This window comes from Caballeronia sp. PC1, assembly GCF_021353155.1.
Lineage (GTDB): Bacteria > Pseudomonadota > Gammaproteobacteria > Burkholderiales > Burkholderiaceae > Caballeronia > Caballeronia cordobensis.
This window is the reverse complement of record NZ_JAJUBH010000002.1, coordinates 388,872-406,771: the sequence shown is the minus strand read 5'-3', so window position 1 is coordinate 406,771 and position 17,900 is coordinate 388,872. Positions and strand designations below refer to the sequence as shown.

18 protein-coding genes and 1 pseudogene are annotated in these 17,900 nt (G+C 63.8%); 13 read left to right on the top strand and 6 right to left on the bottom strand.

Annotation, left to right across the window (positions count from 1 at the left end):
* Window positions 1–2: 2 nt before the first annotated feature.
* The gene (gene eutB / locus LY284_RS17625; RefSeq protein ID WP_233387457.1) at window positions 3–968 is read right to left on the bottom strand and encodes a hydroxyectoine utilization dehydratase EutB; all 966 of its coding nucleotides are present in this window, start codon (window positions 966–968) and stop codon (window positions 3–5) included.
* A 91-nt stretch (window positions 969–1,059) separates the two neighbouring features.
* A complete protein-coding gene (locus LY284_RS17620) occupies window positions 1,060–2,457 on the bottom strand; it encodes a PLP-dependent aminotransferase family protein (RefSeq protein ID WP_233387456.1) in 1,398 nt (465 codons plus the stop codon).
* Between the two features lie 226 nt (window positions 2,458–2,683).
* On the opposite strand from LY284_RS17620, the gene ehuB reads away from it, so the two are divergent.
* The 7 genes and pseudogenes from ehuB (at window position 2,684) to LY284_RS17585 (ending at window position 8,011) form a co-directional block, all read left to right on the top strand.
* Window positions 2,684–3,538, top strand: coding sequence for an ectoine/hydroxyectoine ABC transporter substrate-binding protein EhuB (gene ehuB, locus LY284_RS17615; protein WP_041731560.1), 855 nt, complete (start codon window positions 2,684–2,686; stop codon window positions 3,536–3,538).
* A 50-nt stretch (window positions 3,539–3,588) separates the two neighbouring features.
* Window positions 3,589–4,281: an ectoine/hydroxyectoine ABC transporter permease subunit EhuC gene (gene ehuC / locus LY284_RS17610; RefSeq protein WP_014250612.1), complete on the top strand. Its 693-nt coding sequence runs from the start codon at window positions 3,589–3,591 to the stop codon at window positions 4,279–4,281.
* Entirely contained in the window at window positions 4,278–4,946 is a 669-nt protein-coding gene (ehuD, locus tag LY284_RS17605) for an ectoine/hydroxyectoine ABC transporter permease subunit EhuD (RefSeq protein ID WP_014250611.1), read from the top strand. The genes ehuC and ehuD overlap by 4 nt, the downstream gene beginning before the upstream one ends.
* Entirely contained in the window at window positions 4,943–5,797 is an 855-nt protein-coding gene (ehuA, locus tag LY284_RS17600; protein ID WP_375294265.1) for an ectoine/hydroxyectoine ABC transporter ATP-binding protein EhuA, read from the top strand. Before ehuD ends, ehuA begins: the two co-directional genes overlap by 4 nt.
* Before the next feature lie 78 nt (window positions 5,798–5,875).
* Window positions 5,876–7,438, top strand: coding sequence for an FAD-dependent oxidoreductase (locus LY284_RS17595; protein ID WP_233387455.1), 1,563 nt, complete (start codon window positions 5,876–5,878; stop codon window positions 7,436–7,438).
* 52 nt (window positions 7,439–7,490) lie between these two features.
* Window positions 7,491–7,619, top strand: a pseudogene (locus LY284_RS17590) (uracil-DNA glycosylase); the annotation flags it as partial.
* Complete coding sequence (locus tag LY284_RS17585; protein WP_233387454.1) at window positions 7,619–8,011, top strand: DUF3175 domain-containing protein; 393 nt, start codon at window positions 7,619–7,621, stop codon at window positions 8,009–8,011. The pseudogene LY284_RS17590 and the gene LY284_RS17585, both read left to right, overlap by 1 nt.
* Before the next feature lie 68 nt (window positions 8,012–8,079).
* Here LY284_RS17585 and LY284_RS17580 read toward each other — a convergent pair whose 3' ends face one another.
* Complete coding sequence (locus tag LY284_RS17580; protein ID WP_233387453.1) at window positions 8,080–8,490, bottom strand: hypothetical protein; 411 nt, start codon at window positions 8,488–8,490, stop codon at window positions 8,080–8,082.
* A 34-nt stretch (window positions 8,491–8,524) separates the two neighbouring features.
* Here LY284_RS17580 and LY284_RS17575 point away from each other — a divergent pair, with 34 nt between their 5' ends.
* From LY284_RS17575 to LY284_RS17565, 3 genes are all read left to right on the top strand, one after another.
* Entirely contained in the window at window positions 8,525–8,692 is a 168-nt protein-coding gene (locus LY284_RS17575; protein WP_233387452.1) for a hypothetical protein, read from the top strand.
* 101 nt (window positions 8,693–8,793) lie between these two features.
* Window positions 8,794–10,068: a sorbosone dehydrogenase family protein gene (locus tag LY284_RS17570; RefSeq protein WP_233388363.1), complete on the top strand. Its 1,275-nt coding sequence runs from the start codon at window positions 8,794–8,796 to the stop codon at window positions 10,066–10,068.
* Entirely contained in the window at window positions 10,069–10,545 is a 477-nt protein-coding gene (locus LY284_RS17565; RefSeq protein WP_233387451.1) for a hypothetical protein, read from the top strand. It abuts the gene before it with no gap.
* 23 nt (window positions 10,546–10,568) lie between these two features.
* Here LY284_RS17565 and nadE read toward each other — a convergent pair whose 3' ends face one another.
* Together nadE and LY284_RS17555 are read right to left on the bottom strand one after the other, a co-directional pair.
* On the bottom strand, window positions 10,569–11,426 hold the full coding sequence (nadE, locus tag LY284_RS17560; protein ID WP_233387450.1) for an ammonia-dependent NAD(+) synthetase: 858 nt from the start codon (window positions 11,424–11,426) through the stop codon (window positions 10,569–10,571).
* A gap of 60 nt (window positions 11,427–11,486) precedes the next feature.
* Entirely contained in the window at window positions 11,487–12,689 is a 1,203-nt protein-coding gene (locus LY284_RS17555) for an ammonium transporter (protein WP_045453570.1), read from the bottom strand.
* A 312-nt stretch (window positions 12,690–13,001) separates the two neighbouring features.
* On the opposite strand from LY284_RS17555, the gene LY284_RS17550 reads away from it, so the two are divergent.
* Window positions 13,002–13,811 carry a crotonase/enoyl-CoA hydratase family protein gene (locus LY284_RS17550; protein ID WP_233387449.1) on the top strand — a complete coding sequence of 270 codons (810 nt, stop codon included), beginning with the start codon at window positions 13,002–13,004 and terminating at the stop codon, window positions 13,809–13,811.
* Window positions 13,808–14,458 (top strand): phosphoribosyltransferase, encoded by a 651-nt coding sequence (locus LY284_RS17545; RefSeq protein ID WP_233387448.1) that lies wholly within the window; start codon window positions 13,808–13,810, stop codon window positions 14,456–14,458. Before LY284_RS17550 ends, LY284_RS17545 begins: the two co-directional genes overlap by 4 nt.
* Here the strand turns inward: LY284_RS17545 and mdeB are convergent.
* Window positions 14,455–17,163, bottom strand: coding sequence for an alpha-ketoglutarate dehydrogenase (gene mdeB / locus LY284_RS17540; protein ID WP_233387447.1), 2,709 nt, complete (start codon window positions 17,161–17,163; stop codon window positions 14,455–14,457). The two genes, LY284_RS17545 and mdeB, sit on opposite strands and share 4 nt — an antisense overlap.
* Before the next feature lie 139 nt (window positions 17,164–17,302).
* On the opposite strand from mdeB, the gene LY284_RS17535 reads away from it, so the two are divergent.
* Window positions 17,303–17,833: an Lrp/AsnC family transcriptional regulator gene (locus LY284_RS17535; RefSeq protein ID WP_233387446.1), complete on the top strand. Its 531-nt coding sequence runs from the start codon at window positions 17,303–17,305 to the stop codon at window positions 17,831–17,833.
* The last annotated feature ends 67 nt before the right edge of the window (window positions 17,834–17,900 follow it).

Below are 17,900 nucleotides of genomic sequence, written 5' to 3'. Positions count from 1 at the left end.
AGTTAGGCCGCTCCGATCAGGCGACGATGTGTTTCGATATCGATGTTGCTGCCGCTCACGACGATGACGATCGGCCCGCCCTGCGTTTCGATCGCGCCATCGAGCAGCGCCGCCATGCCGACCGCCGCCGCACCTTCGACGACGAGCCGCTCCTCGCGATACGCATGCACGATGCCGCGCGCGATCGATACTTCATCGAGCAGCACGACGTCGTCGATGAGATCGCGCGTCATGGTGAAGGTATGCCGGTTATCGAGGCCGATGCCGCCGCCGAGCGAATCGGCGAGCGTTTCGAGTTCATCGACGAACACGGGTTTGCCGGCCGCAAGACTCGCGTGCATCGCGGCGCCGCGCTCCATCGACACGCCGATCATCTTCACGTCGCGGCGAATGTGCTTCGCAGCGAATGCGACGCCGCTGAAGAGTCCGCCGCCCGACAAGGGCACGACGATGCTCGCCGGATCGGGCAGGGCTTCGAGAATTTCGAGGCCGATAGTGCCCTGTCCCGCGATCACGCGTTCGTCGTCGAAGGGCGGCACGAAGGCATAGCCTTCCTCGCGCACGAGACGTTGCGCTTCGACCTGCGCATCGTCCTGGCTCTTGCCCGCAATCACGACACGCGCGCCGAGCGCGGCCACGGCATCGACCTTGTTTTTCGGCACGAGCGACGACATGCACACCGCCGCTTCGATGCCGAGCGCGCGGGCCGCATGCGCAACGGCGCGGCCATGATTGCCCGTCGATGCTGTAACCACGCGCGTGCATCCCGCTTCGGCAATCTGCGCAAGCGCATTGGTCGCGCCGCGCAGTTTGAAGCTGCCGGTGGGTTGCAACGTTTCGAGCTTCAGATGAACCGGCACGCCCGCGGCACGCGAGAGCGCCATCGACTGGACGAGCGGCGTGACGAGCGCGCGCCCTTCGATGCGTTGGCGGGCACGGTAGACATCGGCGAGCGTGAGAGCGGACATGTGAGACCGGATTGCATGTTCAGGTAACGATGCAAACCAGTCTAATGTCCTAAAAAATCGTTTTCGATTGTCCTAGTTCAATCGCGCCGATCTAATTGAAATCGTGCACGTGCGGGTATTGGCCGAATACTTCGCGCATCGTCTGCACGGCCGCGCGAAAGGTGCTCTCGCCCACTTCCGCGCCCACGCAAAGACGCACGGCATTGGGCCGTTCCGCACCGCGCACGAGAAACGGATCGGGCGATGTCACCGCGATGTTCCGGTTGCGCAGCTCGCGCGTGATGCGTTCGGCTTCCCATTCATCCGGCACGCGCAGCCATACGGAGAGCGCATTCGGATGACTGCCGAGCACGTAATCGCCGAGCAGTTCGCGCACGACGCTCTGCCGCGCGGCAAGACGCTCGCGCTGGATCTGCACGAGACGCTGCGCCGTGCCGTCCATGATCCAGCGCGCGGTGACTTCGGCGATCGGCGATGTCGCCATCCAGCAGCTCACGCGCAGCACGCTTTCCGCGCGCAACGCGAGACGGCGCGGCACCGTCATGAAGCCGGTGCGCAAGCCGCTCAGCACGGACTTGGTCATGCTCGTGCAATAGAACGCGAGCTCGGGAATGAGGCTCGCAATCGGCGTCTGCGTTTTCGCGGGCAGCGCGCCATAGACATCGTCTTCGATCACATAGACGCCATAGCGCTCGGCAATGCGCGCAATCGCGCGGCGGCGCGAATCGGGCATCATCGCGACGGTCGGATTGTTCAGCGTCGGCGTGCAGACGAGCGCGCTCACGCGTTCGCTGTCGCAGACTTCCTCGAAGTGTTCCGGGCGAATGCCGTGCTCGTCTATTTCCAGACCTTTGAGCGTAAACCCCAGCACGTTCGCCGAGCCGATCACGCCGTGGTCGGTGAGGCTTTCGCACAGCACCGTATCGCCGGGACCGACGATGCTCGCGAGCGCGAGAAAAATGCTATGCGCAACGCCATTGGTGACGAGCAGCGTCTCCACCTTCGCAGGCATGTTCAGCGACGCAAGCCATTCCACGCCCGCCTGCCGATGACTGTCGAAGCCCGCGATCGGCCTGAATGCGCGTATCCACGGCTGATCTTCTATCGTCGATAGCGTCGCGCAGACCTTGCGCCACATCGCGTCGTGCTCGGGCGTATGCACGATGCGCGCGATCGAGAAATCGACGACGGAGCGCTCGGCCGTATCGAGCATGTAGTTGGACATCGTCTCGGTCACGCGCGCGGACACGAAGCTGCCGCGCCCCACTTCGCAGCGGATCAGCCCTTGCCTTTCGAGTTCCTTGTAGGCGTTGGTGACGGTCTGCACGCTGATCGCGAGATCTGCTGCCACCGCGCGTTGCGGCGGCAAGCGCTCGCCCGAGGCCAGCGCGCCGCTTTCGATATCGGCGGCCATCGCCTTGACGAGCCGCTTGTATTTGGACTGCACGCCCTGCACCGTGCGCACGGCGTCGCGCCATCGTTCGTTCACGTCCTGCTCCTCGCTTGCCTGGTTCCTTGCGCAATAGTGGCGCAAAAACGCGCGTGAAAATAATTGTCCTAGAGCAATCGGAACAAATATATGGCTTTGTATTCTGCGTCGGTGGCTGTGCGGCGTGAGGCGTCAAAGCCCTCTGGAGTCAGGGTTTTCCTCGGTCTCTCGCGCATTTCCTCGCCCTATTCGACCACGCTTGAAGAACCATCAATACGGGAACGATATGAACACGAAGCGACTGTCTGGACTGCTGGCAGCGGCGTGCGTCGCGGCAGCGAGCCTTGCTGCCTATGCCACGAGCGCAAGCGCGGAAACCACGCTGCAGCGCATTCAGCGCACCGGCGAGGTGCGCATCGGCTATGCGAACGAAACGCCCTTCGCCTACACGACGCCGGATGGCACCGTGACCGGCGAATCGCCGGAGATCGCGAAGAAAGTGTTCGCGAAGCTCGGCGTGAAAAAGGTCGATGCGGTGCTGACCGAATGGGGCGCGCTGATTCCGGGCCTGAAGGCCGGCCGCTTCGACGTGATCGCGGCGGGCATGTACATCACGCCCGAGCGCTGCAAGCAGGTCGCTTTCGCCGATCCGCAATATCAGATTCCCGACACGCTGCTGACGATGAAGGGCAACCCGAAGAACCTGCACAGCTACGCCGATGTCGCGAAGCAACCGGACACGAAACTTGCTGTGATGGCAGGGACGGCCGAACTCGGTTATGCACGTCAGGCGGGCATCAAGGATGACCAGATCCTTCAGGTTCCGGACACGACCGCGCAATTGCAGGCCGTGCGCGCGCGCCGCGCCGATGCCGCCGTCGGCACCGCGCTGACGATGAAGGGACTCGCCGCGAAGGGCGGCCCGCAGGTCGAAGCGATCAGCCAGTTCAACGACGATCCGAAACACACGGGCTACGGCGCGCTCGCATTCCGCCCCGAAGACACCGATCTGCGCGACGCCGTGAACAAGGAACTTCATCAATGGCTGGGCACCGACGATCACCTGAAGACGGTCGCGCCCTTCGGCTTCGACAAGTCCAACGTGACGACGAAGAAAGCGCCCGAACTGTGTGCCGGCTGAACATCGGCGCTTGGCGACGCGCGGCGTCCATCAAATAGCGAGGAACCGTCATGAGTGACCTCAATCAGCTTCTGCCCTTGATGATGAAGGGCACGCTCGTCACGATCCAGATCGCCGTCATCAGCATCGTGCTGGCGATCGTGATGGCGGGCGTCGCGACGGCGTTGCGCGCCGCGCCCTACCGTCTCGTGCGCTGGGCCGGCAACGTGTATGTCGAAGTGTTCCGCGGCACGTCCCTGCTCGTGCAGTTGTTCTGGCTCTTCTTCGTGCTGCCGCTGCCGCCGTTCGATGTGAAGCTGACGCCCTTCACGGTCGCCATCGTCGGACTGGGGCTGCATTACGGCGCATACGGCTCGGAGATTCTGCGCGGCGCGCTGCGCTCGGTGCCGGGCGGCCAGTATGAAGCGGCGCTCGCACTGAACATGCCGGCGGCCGCGCGGCTGCGCCGTATCGTGCTGCCGCAGGCGATGATCAATGCGCTGCCGCCCGCCACGAACCTGATGATCGAACTGCTCAAGGGCACCTCGCTCGTCTCGCTGATCACGCTCTCGGATCTCACGTTCCGCGCGCGCCAGCTCGACGAAGCGACGTTCAAGACGGCCGAAGTCTTCGGGCTCACGCTGCTCATCTACTTCGTGCTGGCGCAGATCATCGTCGCCGTGATGCGTGTGTTCGAGCGCCGCGTGAGCAGTCATGTCGCGATCCGCAAGATCAGCCGCACGCCTCAGGGAGCCGCATCATGACATCGCTCGGCCAGCTCTTCGATGTGAATTACGCGCTGCATATCCTGCCCGAACTCGCGCGCGCGGCCATGTACACGATCGGCATCACGCTGGTCGGTTTCGCGATCGCGCTCGTGCTCGGCCTCGTGCTCGCGATCATGCGGCGCAGCGATTTCGCGCCGCTCGCGAAGACCACTGCGTTCTTCATCGAGTTCATCCGCAGCACGCCGCTGCTGATTCAGGTGTACGTGCTCTTCTATGTCGCGCCGCTCTACGGCTTCACCATGTCCGCGCTGACGGCGGGCACGCTCGGCATCGCGGTGCACTATGCGTGTTATGTCTCCGAGGTCTATCGCGCAGGGCTCAACGGTGTCGCGCGCGGACAGTGGGAAGCATCGTGCGCGCTGTCGATCTCGCCGTGGCGCACGTATACCGGCGTGATTCTGCCGCAGGCGATTCGCCCAGTGATTCCCGCGCTCGGCAACTATCTCGTCGCGATGTTCAAGGACACGCCCGTGCTCTCCGCGATCACGGTCGTCGAACTGATGCAGCAGGCGAAGAACATCGGCTCCGAGACCTTCCGCTATCTCGAACCGATCACGATGACCGGCATCTTCTTTCTCATCATCAGCGTGACGTTCGCCTCGGGCGTGCGTCATGTCGAACGGCGCGTGAGGCTGCCATGACCGCCACCCACATTCAGGAGCAGCACATGAAGCGAGACCTCGACCCGCGCCTGAGCGCGGCGGCCGAAGCGCAGGCCAACGCGGCAATCGTGCGCTTTCGCAATGTCACGAAGCGCTATGGCGCGCTGACCGTGCTCGACGGCCTCGATCTCGATGTCGCGCCCAACGAGAAAGTGGCGATCATCGGGCCGAGCGGCTCGGGCAAGTCCACGCTGCTGCGCGTCTTGATGACGCTCGATCCGCTGACCGATGGCGTCATCGAAGTGGACGGCGAGCCGCTCACGCACGAGATGCGCGGCGGCAAGCTCGTGCCCGCTTCGCCGCGTCACGTGCGGCAGGTGCGCAGCAAGATCGGCATGGTGTTTCAGAGCTTCAATCTGTTTCCGCACATGACCGCGCTCGCGAATACCATCGAAGCGCCGATGAGCGTATTGGGGTTATCGAAGAAGGAAGCGACCGAGCGTGCGCGCGAACTGCTCTCGATGGTCGGCCTGGCGGAGAAATGCAATCACTATCCGTCGCAACTATCGGGCGGACAGCAGCAGCGCGTTGCGATTGCGCGCGCGCTCGCGATGCGCCCGAAGATCATGCTGTTCGACGAAGTGACGTCCGCGCTCGATCCTGAACTCTGCGGCGAAGTGCTTAACGTGATTCGCCGCCTCGGCGAGGAACATAACCTGACGATGCTGATGGTCACGCATCAAATGGGCTTCGCGAAGGAATTCGCCGATCGCGTGTGCTTCTTTTCACAAGGCAAGATCATCGAACAGGCGCCGCCGCAGCAGTTCTTCACCGCGCCGCAGCATGAGCGCACGCGTCAATTCCTGCGCGCAGTGACCGACGCGCTTTGAGCTTTTTTCAAGGTCCCGCGGTCCGATAATTGCTTCGCGCTCTTCGATGGCTTGGCCTTTCAGCCAACGGAGAGTGCGATGTCCCCCACCCTGCATAAAGTCGCGCGTTTCGCGGATCTTTCCGCCGAGCGCGGCACACGCGTGTGCATCAAGAGCGATGCAAAAGACGCCAAGGAAACGCCGATCTTGCTCGTGCGCGATAGCGACGCCGTGCGCGCTTATACCGCCGAATGTCCCCACGCGGGCGGCCCGCTCGATGAAGGCGCGATCTGCAACGGACGCATCGTGTGTCCGTGGCACAAAGGCACGTTCGAAGTTCGCGACGGCAGTCTCGTCGAACCGCCGCCGTTGAAGGCATTGACGCGCTACGACGCAAGCATCAGGGACGGCGACGTCTATGTATCCCTGCCGCCCGCCGACAGCGGCGCGGTGAAAGAGACACGGCATACGAAAGACCGCACGATGCTGATCGTCGGCGCGGGCGCGGCAGGCGCGGCCGCCTGTTCGGCATTGCGCGAAGCGGGCTTCGACAGCCGCATCGTGCTTGCGGGCGACGACGCGCGCGAGCCTTACGATCGCACGTCGCTCAGCAAGTTCACGCTCGCGGGCGACATGCCGCCCGACGACGTTCCACCGCTGCTGGATCAGGATTTCTTCGCCACGCACGATATCGAGCGCATCGATTCGAACGCCGTTCGTCTCGATGCCGGAGACAGGCACGCCGAACTCGCGAACGGCCAGCGCATCGATTACGAAGCCGCGCTCGTCTGCACGGGCGGCGTGCCGAAGCCGCTCGATATCGCGGGCTCCAATCTCGACCATGTTCATCTACTACGCACGCGCGAGGATGCGCGCGCGATTCTCCAGTCGCTCGAAGGGCGCAAGCGTGCGGTGATCGTCGGGGCGAGTTTCATCGGGCTCGAAGCGGCGTCCTGTCTCAGGAAGCGCGATATCGACGTGACGGTCGTCGCGCCCGGCAAGGTGCCGTTCGCGAAACAGTTCGGCGAGCGCATCGGCGAGATGTTCAGGAAACTGCACGAGAAGAACGGCGTGAGCTTTCATATGAATGCGCGCGTGAACGCATTCCGGGGCGGCAATGCGGTGCGCGAAGTCATCCTCGATTCGGGCGAGAAGCTCCTGGCCGATGTGGTGCTCGCCGGTACGGGCGTCGGACCGGCGACATCGTTTCTGTCGGGCGTGACGCTCGACGACGATGGCGGCATCGCCGTCGATGACACGATGCTCGCCGCGCCCGCGCTGTATGCCGCCGGCGATATCGCGCGTTTTGCGCTGCCGCGCTCGGATCAGCGCGTGCGCATCGAGCACTGGCGCGTCGCACAGCAGCATGCGCGCGTCGCCGCGTACAACATGGCGGGCAGCCCGCGCAAATACGTGGGCGTGCCCTATTTCTGGACCTATCACTACGAGAAGACGTTCGATTATCTCGGGCACGTGAAGGAGCCCGACAGCATCGAGATAGACGGTGATCTCGATGCGCAGCATTTCATCGCTTATCTGATGAAGGACGGCCGCGTAGGCGCGGTCGTCGCATGCGAGCACGACGCCGCCGTGTGCCGCCTTGCCGAAGCGATGCGCGAGCCGCTCACGCTCGCCGACGCGCGGCACATCGCGAACGCATGAGCGGCTGACATGGCCGCGACGAAGCAGCCGCAGCTCGGCGTCGAACCTGATCGTCGCGACGTATCACCCTTCGTTCGCGTTGCGCGCGCCCGATCCCGAAACACGCGAACGCGCCTACAAGGCGATCGTCGATGCGTTGCGCGAGGCGCATCGGCTCGTCACGCATCACAGGACACGATAATGGCAACAGCTACCAAAACGGCATCGAAGAAAAAGAGCAGCAAGACGGGCAGCGGCAAGCGCCCGAGCACGCGGCAAAGGCACGCGCTCGCGGGCGCGCGCAAGAAGCCGGAGCGGTCGTCGCACCGCTGGTCGCATCACGTGATGGAGACGAGCGACGCAATGGATATTCAGCGCGATATCTTCAAGAGCGGCAATGCGCAGGAAATCGCCGATTCACTCAAGCGATCTTCCACGCGCAGCACGCGCCGCAAAGGCTCGCCGTTTCAATCGGCGATGTCGATGCTCAATTTCTATATCAATCGTGCGGGACGCAATCTGCCGAAGTCGCGCAAGAGTACGCTCGAACGCGCGAAGAAAAGGTTGCGCGAAGCGTTTGGGCGCAAGCCGTGAAGACGACCGCGCGCGGCCCCGCGAAGGCGAGACCGCGCGCGTTGCTTACTGCCACGACTCCAGGATGATCAAGGTTGACGCTGGCCGCCCTGATGTTGCGGCTGCGGCTGATTCTGTTGCCGCTGACCAGACTTCTGACCTTGTTGCGATTGCCCCGGTGACTTCTCTTGTTGTCCGTGCTGCCTGTGAGACTCGTTCGATTGATTCGGCCTGGACGGTTCACTGCCCATCTGCTTTTTGTTTCCGCTCATAAAGTCCCTCCTGGCTTTGTCGTCGTACGGCGAAGAAATCCGCGCGACGGCGTTTGCAGTGGTAAAAGCCGCGGCTCGCGCCGCATGAAAGTAAAAGCATCGTGCGTACCAGAACAGCGCCCCGCGCAGCAAGGGTTTGCAGGCCCCTGCGCGCGGCACGTATGAAAAAACTTCCACACTGCTGCAAGCCTTGCAAAAGCGATGAGGAACGCTGATTGCTCCCTTCATGGCATTGCAACGCTTCAGAAGCGAGGAAACAGCGATGGCCCAACAACCTCCACTCAATCCCGGCGATGAAGCCGAGCCCGGCGCGCCCGGCAGCGGCGAAGACGTCTGTCCCGACTGCAACGGCTCGGGCAAGATGGAAGGCGCGGACTGCAAGACATGCGGCGGCACAGGCACCGTGACGCAAGGCATCGGCGGCGGTTGAATGGGCCGCGTCGAACTCTCATTGGCGTCGAACTCTCATTCGTCAGGAGCGCTCGCTTGAACAATCGATCCAGGCAACTCGCGCAGGCGACGGCCTTCACTTTGGTCCTGGCGAGCGGCGCAGCCATCGCCGACGATTACGCGCAGGACTTCGGCCCGAATCCGACGCTGCCCGCACCGCATAAATCGCTGATGCCGACGGTGAACATCGCGCCGGCAAAACCCTGGCCGCAAGGACAAAAGCCCACGGCTGCCGAAGGCTTCAGCGTGAACGCGTTCGGCACGGCGCTCGATCATCCGCGCTGGCTCGCGACGCTGCCCAACGGCGATGTGCTCGTCGCCGAAAGCAACGCGCCTGCGAAGCACGACGAGAACGCCGGCATCAAGGGCTTCGTGATGAAGAAGATGCAAAAACGCGCGGGCGCGGCCGTGCCGAGCGCGGACCGTATCGTCCTGTTGCGCGATGCCGATGGCGACGGCGTCGCGGAAACGCGCAGCGTGTTCATCGACAAGCTGCATTCGCCCTTCGGCATGGCGCTGGTCGGCGACGCACTCTACGTCGCGAACACGGATTCGATCGTGCGCTTCAAGTACGAAACCGGCGCGACTCAAATCACGACGCCCGGCGAGAAGCTCATCGACCTGCCTGCCGGCGATATCAATCATCACTGGACCAAGAACGTCATCGCGAGCCGCGACGGCAAGAAGCTGTACGTGACCGTCGGCTCGAACAGCAACGTCGCCGAGAATGGCATCGACGCGGAGAACGGGCGCGCGGCGATCATGGAAGTGGATATCGAATCGAAGCAGTCGCGCCTGTTCGCCTCCGGCCTGCGCAATCCGAACGGCATGGCATGGCAGCCGCAAAGCGGCGCGCTCTGGACCGTCGTGAACGAGCGCGACGAACTGGGCAACGAACTCGTGCCGGACTATCTGACTTCGGTGAAAGACGGCGCGTTCTACGGCTGGCCGTATAGCTATTACGGACAGCATGTCGATGACCGCGTGAAGCCGCAGCGCGCGGATCTCGTGCAAGCGGCGATCGCGCCCGATTACGCGGTCGGCGCGCACACGGCATCGCTCGGGCTCGCGTTCTACGACGGCAGCGCGTTCGCGGAGCGCTATCGCAACGGCGCGTTCATCGGTCAGCATGGCTCGTGGAATCGCAAGCCGAGAAGCGGCTACAAGGTCATCTTCGTGCCCTTCGAGAACGGCAAGCCAGCCGGTCCGCCCGAAGATATCCTGACGGGCTTTCTCTCGTCGGATGGCCGTGCGCTCGGACGCCCTGTCGGTGTCGCGGTCGATGGCAAGGGCGCGCTGCTCGTCGCGGACGATGTCGGCAACACGGTGTGGCGGGTCACGCCCGCTTCGAAGTGAATGGCCGCGAGAAAGCCTCGACGGACGCAGGGCGCGCCGAGCCTCTTCGCGCTCGCGGAACGGCAGATCGTCGCGCTCTACGATGCCGGTGTCATGTCGCCCGCGGTGCTGCATCACGTCGTCGCGGCGTATGCGGATAGCGGCATCGACTGGGACGAGGAAGGCACGCTGCAAACCGTGGACGGTCACAGCGTGCAGGAAGCCGTGGTGCTCGTGATGATGCCCGCGCGCGGCCTCAAAAGCGTGCGTAAAGACTTCATATCGATCGTCGGGCATCTTGCTGCCAGCGAGCCGCAGGAAAGCGCGCGGGAAGCAGCCCCGCCCGAAGACGACGAAGACTTGCTGAGCCAGTTAAGCGGCAACGATACCGAACCGAAAACCCGCACGGCGAAGAAAGCCTCAGCCGCCGAACCGAAGCGCGCCGCCTTCAATCCCCTCGTCGGCGCGCGCGCCGTGCCCGCGCGCAACAAGCGCTGAGTGCGCGTCGATGACAGGATCTATCAGCGAAGGGCGTGTCTGCGCCAGTCGTCATAGGGCGTGATCGGCAGCACGCGCTTGTGATGCGTCGCATCGTAGAAGCGGTAGACGGTCGTGTAGACCTGGTCCGACACCGGCTTGCCTTCGAGGAAGTCGTCGATGTCTTCGTAGCTGATGCCGTAGCTGTCCTCGTCGGGCTTCATTGGCGTGAGCGTCTCGAGGTCGGCGGTCGGCACCTTTTTCGATATCTCGACGCTCGCGCCGAGCGCTTCCGCGAGAGCGCGCACGCGGCGCTTGTTCAGGCCATAAAGCGGCAGCACGTCCGCGCCGCCATCGCCGAACTTGGTGTAGAAGCCCATCAGCGATTCCGCGGCGTGATCCGTGCCGATCACGATGCCCGCGTGCGCCGCGGCCACCGCGTATTGCGCGATCATCCGCTGACGCGCCTTGATGTTGCCGAGCACGAAATCCTCGTGGCGTTCGTCGCGAAACAGCAACTCGCCGGCCTTGAGCGCTTCGCGCATCGCATCGGCGGCGGGCTTCACGTTCACGGTGATCGTTTCGTCGGGCCGGATGAAGGCGAGCGCGCGCTGCGCATCGGCTTCGTCGCGCTGCTCGCCGTAGGGCAGACGCATCGCGATGAAGCGCGCATCGACGTTGCGCGCGCGCAGGCGCTCGACCGCGAGTTGCGCGAGCCGGCCGGCCGTGGACGAATCCACGCCGCCGCTGATGCCGAGAACGTAGGTCCTGAGCTTTTGCGCCTCGAGATAGTCGGCGAGAAACGCAATGCGGCGCTCGCGTTCCGCTTCGAGATCGAAGACGGCGGGAACCTTCAGTTCCTCGATGATGCCGGGCTGGCGGGAGGCGTGATCGTTCGACATTGTCCTGGCTCGTTTGATGGATGAACTTCGCTACGTTACCCCAAAGTCCGAGCCAAGACTTTACCCCGCCATTTCGCGATCCGGCGTCGACGAGATGCGATGAATCGCGAGATCCGCGCCGTTGAACTCTTCCTCGCGATCGAGCCGCAGACCGACCGTCAGCTTGATCGCGCCATACACGGCCGCGCCGCCCGCGAGCGCGAGCGCCACCGCGCCCACCGTGCCGATAAGCTGCGACCAGATCGAGACGCCGCCGATGCCGCCGAACGCCTTCTGCCCGAACACGCCGGCCGCGATGCCGCCCCACGCGCCGCACATGCCATGCAGCGGCCACACACCGAGCACGTCGTCGATGCGCCAGCGGTTCTGCACGCAGGTGAACATCTGCACGAACAGCACGCCCGCGACCGCGCCGACGATCAGCGCGCCGAGCGGATGCATCAGGTCCGAGCCCGCGCATACCGCGACCAGTCCCGCGAGCGGCCCGTTATACGTGAAGCCCGGATCGTTGCGGCCCGCGAACCACGCGGCGAGCGTGCCGCCGACCATCGCCATCAGCGAATTGACGGCGACGAGTCCGCTGATCTTGTCGACGGTCTGCGCGCTCATCACGTTGAAGCCGAACCAGCCGACCGCGAGCACCCATGCGCCGAGCGCGAGAAACGGAATGCTCGACGGCGGATGCGCGGCAATGCGCCCGTCCTTGTGATAGCGCCCGTGACGCGGCCCGAGCAGCAGCACGGCCGGCAGCGCGACCCAGCCGCCGAACGCATGCACCACGACGGAGCCCGCGAAATCGTGGAACGGCGCGCCGAACGCATGGGCGAGCCAGCCCTGAATGCCGAAGCGCTCGTTCCACGCCACGCCTTCGAGCAGCGGATAAACGAAGCCGACGATCACGCAGGTCGCGAACAGTTGCGGATTGAATTTCGCGCGCTCCGCAATGCCGCCCGACACGATCGCCGGAATCGCGGCGGCGAACGTGAGCAGAAAGAAGAAGCGCACGAGCGCATAGCCATTGTGCTCGGCGAGGATATCGGCGCTATGCATGAACTGCACGCCATACGCGATGTTATAGCCGATGAAGAAATAGGCGAGCGTCGATACCGCGAAATCGACGAGGATCTTCACGAGCGCGTTCACCTGGTTCTCGCGGCGCACCGTGCCGAGTTCGAGGAAAGCAAAGCCCGCATGCATCGCAAGCACCATCGCGGCGCCAAGCAACAAAAAGAGTGTGTCGGTTCCGGACTGAAGTGCCTGCATGATCGAACGGTCGGTGGAGACAAGGCCGCCTTTTTTGCAAGTTCCGGGCCAAGTTGGCGCATGAGCATCGAAACGGTGCGTGCGCGTTGTGCGTGGCGGCTTAGGGATGGTGCAGCACGCAATTCCATGCTGATCCACTTTCGCCCTCTCATGGTGCATTGCCCCGTTACGTGGCGTCGCATGCACCGCACGCGAGCCAAATATTTCAGGACGCAGGCCTCATGTAGGGCTATCGCAAGGCTTCGATGGGGCACACGCCCGCGCCGCGCGGCGAGTATCCTGAGATGTAATCGGAATGCAACGGAGCCGTCGATGTCGCCTCGCATCGAATCTGTTGGCGAGCACGTACGCATGGAACAGCTCGCGCGCGATCCGCGCGTCGTCACGATCGTGCTCGATAGGCCCGCGCGCCGCAACGCGGCCGATCGCGGCATCGCTAATGCGTTGCGCGAAGCCTTCGAACGCTTCGAAGCGGACGATGCGTCGTCGGTCGCCGTGCTGTGGGGCGCGGGCGGCACGTTTTGCGCGGGCGCCGATCTCACCGCCCTGAACGACGATACGCGCCGCAACGAAATCCATGCCGACGGCAGCGGCCCCGGCCCGATGGGCCCGACGCGCCTCGCATTGACGAAACCCGTGATCGCCGCCATCGCCGGTCATGCGGTCGCGGGCGGCCTCGAACTCGCGGCGTGGTGCGATCTGCGGGTCGCGGAAGAGGATGCGGTGCTCGGCGTGTTCTGCAGACGCGTCGGCGTGCCGCTCATCGATGGCGGCACGATACGGCTGCCGCGCCTCATCGGCATGTCGCGTGCGCTCGATCTGATCCTCACCGGGCGCGCCGTCGATGCGCACGAAGCGCTCGCCATCGGCCTCGTCAATCGGCTCGCGCCGCCGGGCGAAGCGCGCAGCGTCGCTGAGGCGCTCGCGTGCGAACTGGCCGCGCTGCCGCAAGGCGCCTTGCACGCGGACTTGCGCTCGGTTCACGAGAACGCGTTCGATGACGATCTCGACCGGGCCTTGCAGCGCGAAGGCGCGAATGGCTACGGCGCGGTATTCGATGAAGGTCTCGACGGCGCGGCGCACTTCGTCGCGCGGCCATCGGACAAAGGACGGGCGACATGAACTCAGCGTTCGAGAACCGCAGGGAAGCGGGCCGCGAACTCGCCAGGCTTCTGAACGAGTACGCCAATCGCGACGACGTCACCGTGCTCGCGCTGCCGCGCGGCGGCGTGCCGGTTGCTTATGAAGTGGCGCGCGCGCTCGGTGCGCGGCTCGACGTGCTCGTCGTGCGCAAGCTCGGCGTGCCCGTGCAGCCGGAACTGGCGATGGGCGCGATCGCATCGGGCGATGCGTTCTTTCTCGACGAACGCATCGTCGACTATGCGGGCGTCGACAAGCACGATCTCGAACGCGTGATCGCACGCGAGCGCGCCGAGCTCGAACGGCGCGAGAAGCTCTATCGCGGCGACGCGCCGCCGCTCGATATGAAAGGCCGCATTGCGATCGTCGTCGATGACGGCATGGCCACCGGCGCGACCATGAAAGCCGCGGCGATGTCCCTGCGTCATGCGCATCCCTCGAAGATCGTCGCGGCGCTGCCCGTCGCGCCGCTGGATTCGGAAGCGCGCATCGAAGATATCGTCGATGACTTCGTCTGCGTGATGCGGCCGGAGCGGTACTTCGGCGTCGGTCAGTTCTATGTCGACTTCGATCAGACCAGCGACGACGAAGTACGCGAACTGCTCGATGCGGCCCGCAAGGACGCTTAACGCAGCCAGGGCGCGTCGTGCGCTTCCTGCGTCTTGCCGTATTTGTCGCGCGCGGCCTTCAATACGGTTTTCTCGATGACGCCTTCATCCGCGAGCGCCTTCAACGCCGCGATGACGATCGATACGCGGTCCACTTCGAAGAACGCGCGCAAGGCTTGACGCGTATCGCTGCGGCCGAAGCCATCGGTGCCGAGCGTCACGTAGCGGCCCGGCACGTAGGCGCGAATCAGCTCGGGCACGGCGCGCACGTAGTCGGTTGCGGCGATGACCGGCCCGCGCGATGTTGCCAGCGCGCGCGTGACGAAGGGCGTCGGCGCATCGTCGTTCAGACGCGCGAGCCGCTCACATGACGCGCCATCGCGATGAAGCTCCGTGTAGCTCGTCACGCTCCACACGGCGGCCTCGATGCTCCAGTCGCGCTTCAACATCTCGCGCGCGGCGATGGTTTCGTTGAGGATTGCGCCGGAGCCGAGGAGTTGCACTTGCGCTTGCTTCTCTTCCCCGCCGATGCGATAGATGCCGCGCAGAATGCCTTCGCGCGTGGCTTCGTCGAGCGAGCCGCCGGGCGCGGACGGCTGCGCGTAGTTCTCGTTGGTCACGGTGACGTAATAGAACACGTCGTTCTGGCGTTCCATCATCTCCTGCATGCCTTCGTCGACGATCGCCGCGACTTCGTAGGCGAACGCGGGATCGTAGGCGCGGCAGTTCGGTATCGTCGATGCGGCGAGATGGCTCGTGCCATCCTGATGCTGCAAGCCTTCGCCGCCGAGCGTCGTTCTGCCCGCCGTCGCGCCGATCAGAAAGCCGCGCGAGCGCTGGTCCGCCGCCGCGAAAATCAGATCGCCGATGCGCTGAAAACCGAACATCGAGTAGTAGATATAGAACGGCAGCATCGGCAGATCGTGCACGCTGTAGGATGTCGCCGCCGCGATCCACGACGACACCGCGCCCGCCTCCGAAATGCCTTCCTCCAGAATTTGCCCGCGCGTGTCCTCGCGGTAGTAGAGCATCGAGCCCATGTCTTCCGGCTCGTACAACTGGCCGAGCGGCGAATAGATGCCGACCTGCCGGAACAGATTGGCCATGCCGAAGGTGCGCGCCTCGTCCGCGACCACGGGCACGACGCGCGGCCCGAGCGTCTTGTCCTTCAGCAGGCTGCCGAGCATGCGCACGAAGGCCATCGTGGTCGACATTTCCTTGCCGGATGCATCGAGCGCAAACTGGCCCCACGTGTCGAGCGCGGGCGGCGTGAGACCTTGCGAAGCCTTCGCGCGGCGGCGCGGCAGATAACCGCCGAGCGCCGCGCGGCGTTCGTGCAGATAGCGCATTTCGGGCGCAGTGTCGGCGGGCTTGTAGAACTTGAGCTGTTCGACATCTTCGTCCGACAGCGGCAGACGGAAGCGGTCGCGAAACGCCTTGAGATCGTCGAGATCGAGCTTCTTCTGCTGATGCGTCGTCATGCGCCCCTGCCCGACCGCGCCCATGCCGAAGCCCTTCATCGTCTTCGCGAGAATCACGGTCGGCTGGCCCTTGTGCGAAAGCGCCTTCGCGTAGGCCGCGTGCAGCTTGCGCACATCGTGGCCGCCGCGCCGCAGACGATCGATGTCTTCATCCGACATATGCGCGACGAGCGCGGCCAGCTCGGGATTCTGTCCGAAGAAACGCTCGCGGTTATAGCGGCCGTCGTTCGCCGAGAAGGTTTGGAATTGTCCATCGACGGTATGCGCGAATGCGCGCAGCAAGGCATTCGAGCGATCGCGCGCGAACAGCGCGTCCCAGTCCGAACCCCACAGCACCTTGATGACGTTCCAGCCCGCGCCGGTGAATTGCGCTTCCAGTTCATCCACGATGCGTCCGTTGCTGCGCACGGGACCGTCGAGCCGCTGCAGATTGCAGTTGATGACGAACACGAGGTTATCGAGCTGCTCGCGCGCCGCGAGCGACAGCGCGCCGATGGATTCGGGCTCGTCCATTTCGCCGTCGCCGAAGAAGCCCCATACCTTGCGGCCATCGGTCTGCAGCAGATTGCGGTTTTGCACATAGCGCATGAAGCGCGCTTGATAAATCGAATTGATCGGACCGATGCCCATCGAGCCGGTCGGGAATTGCCAGAAATCGGGCATCAGCCACGGATGCGGATAAGAACACAGGCCCGGCCCCGCGATTTCGCGGCGATAGTGCTGCAAATGTTCTTCGCCGAGAAAGCCTTCGAGGAACGCGCGGGCATAGACGCCCGGCGACGAATGCGGCTGAAAGTAGACGATATCGCCGCCATTGTTCGCATCGGCGGCTTTAAAGAAATGATTGAAGCCGACTTCGAAAAGATCCGCCGCCGAGGCATAACTTGCGATATGCCCGCCGAGTTCGCCATAGGCGCGATTGGCCCGCACGACCATCGCGAGCGCGTTCCAGCGCAGCACGGCGGCGAGCTTTTCCTCGACGTCCAGATTGCCCGGATAAGGCGTCTGCTGCGAGACGGGAATGGTGTTCGCATAAGGCGTCGCGCGCGCCCGCGCCGATTCGACGCCCACCGACAGTGCGTGCTCCGCGAGCCGGTCGAACAGATATTGCGCGCGCTCGCGGCCGACATGCGCGACGACCGCATCGAGCGCCTCCAGCCATTCTGCGGTTTCCTCGGGATCGATGTCCTCACGTCCCTTGGCAATGGAAAGAAGCTGGCGGGTTCCGCTCGATAAGTCGGTCATGGCGCGACTCCGTTAAGGCTTGAGAATGCATTCAAGCATATCCATAGCGGCGCAGAATGTGCGTCTCATTTGGCTGCCGTCCCGCTTTGCGGTAGTGTACTTATTCTTCAAAAACGCCCGAAACCGGAATCTTTCGACTATGACGGCCAATGCCAAGCAACGCCTCGACCGCACCGATATCGGCATCCTGAATCAGCTTCAGCAAAATGCGCGCATCACCAATTCGGAACTCGCGCGCGCGGTGAATCTTTCGCCGACGCCCTGCTTTAACCGCGTGCGCGCGCTCGAGAACGCGGGTCTTTTCAAGCAGCACGTCACCTTGCTCAATCCGGAAGCGCTGGGCTTATCCATCAATGTATTCATCCAGGTGAGTCTGGAAAAGCAGATCAAGGACGCGCTCGCGCGCTTCGAACAGGCAATCAGCGAGCGGCCAGAAGTGATGGAGTGTTATCTGATGACAGGCGATGCGGACTACCTCTTGCGCGTGGTATTGCCCGATGTGGCCGCACTCGAACGGTTCATTCTCGAACGGCTGACCAAGATGCCCGGCGTTTCCAATATCCGTTCGAGCTTCGCGCTCAAGCAGGTGCGCTACAAGACCGCGCTGCCGCTGCCCGCATCCGGGCTTACCCTGCCCGATCAGAACGCCGATGAAGCCGAATGGACCTGACCGTTGCGGCTGCACGGTCGAACCTTCCGATCAAACTTAAACATTCCTGTAATTCTTGCGATGACGC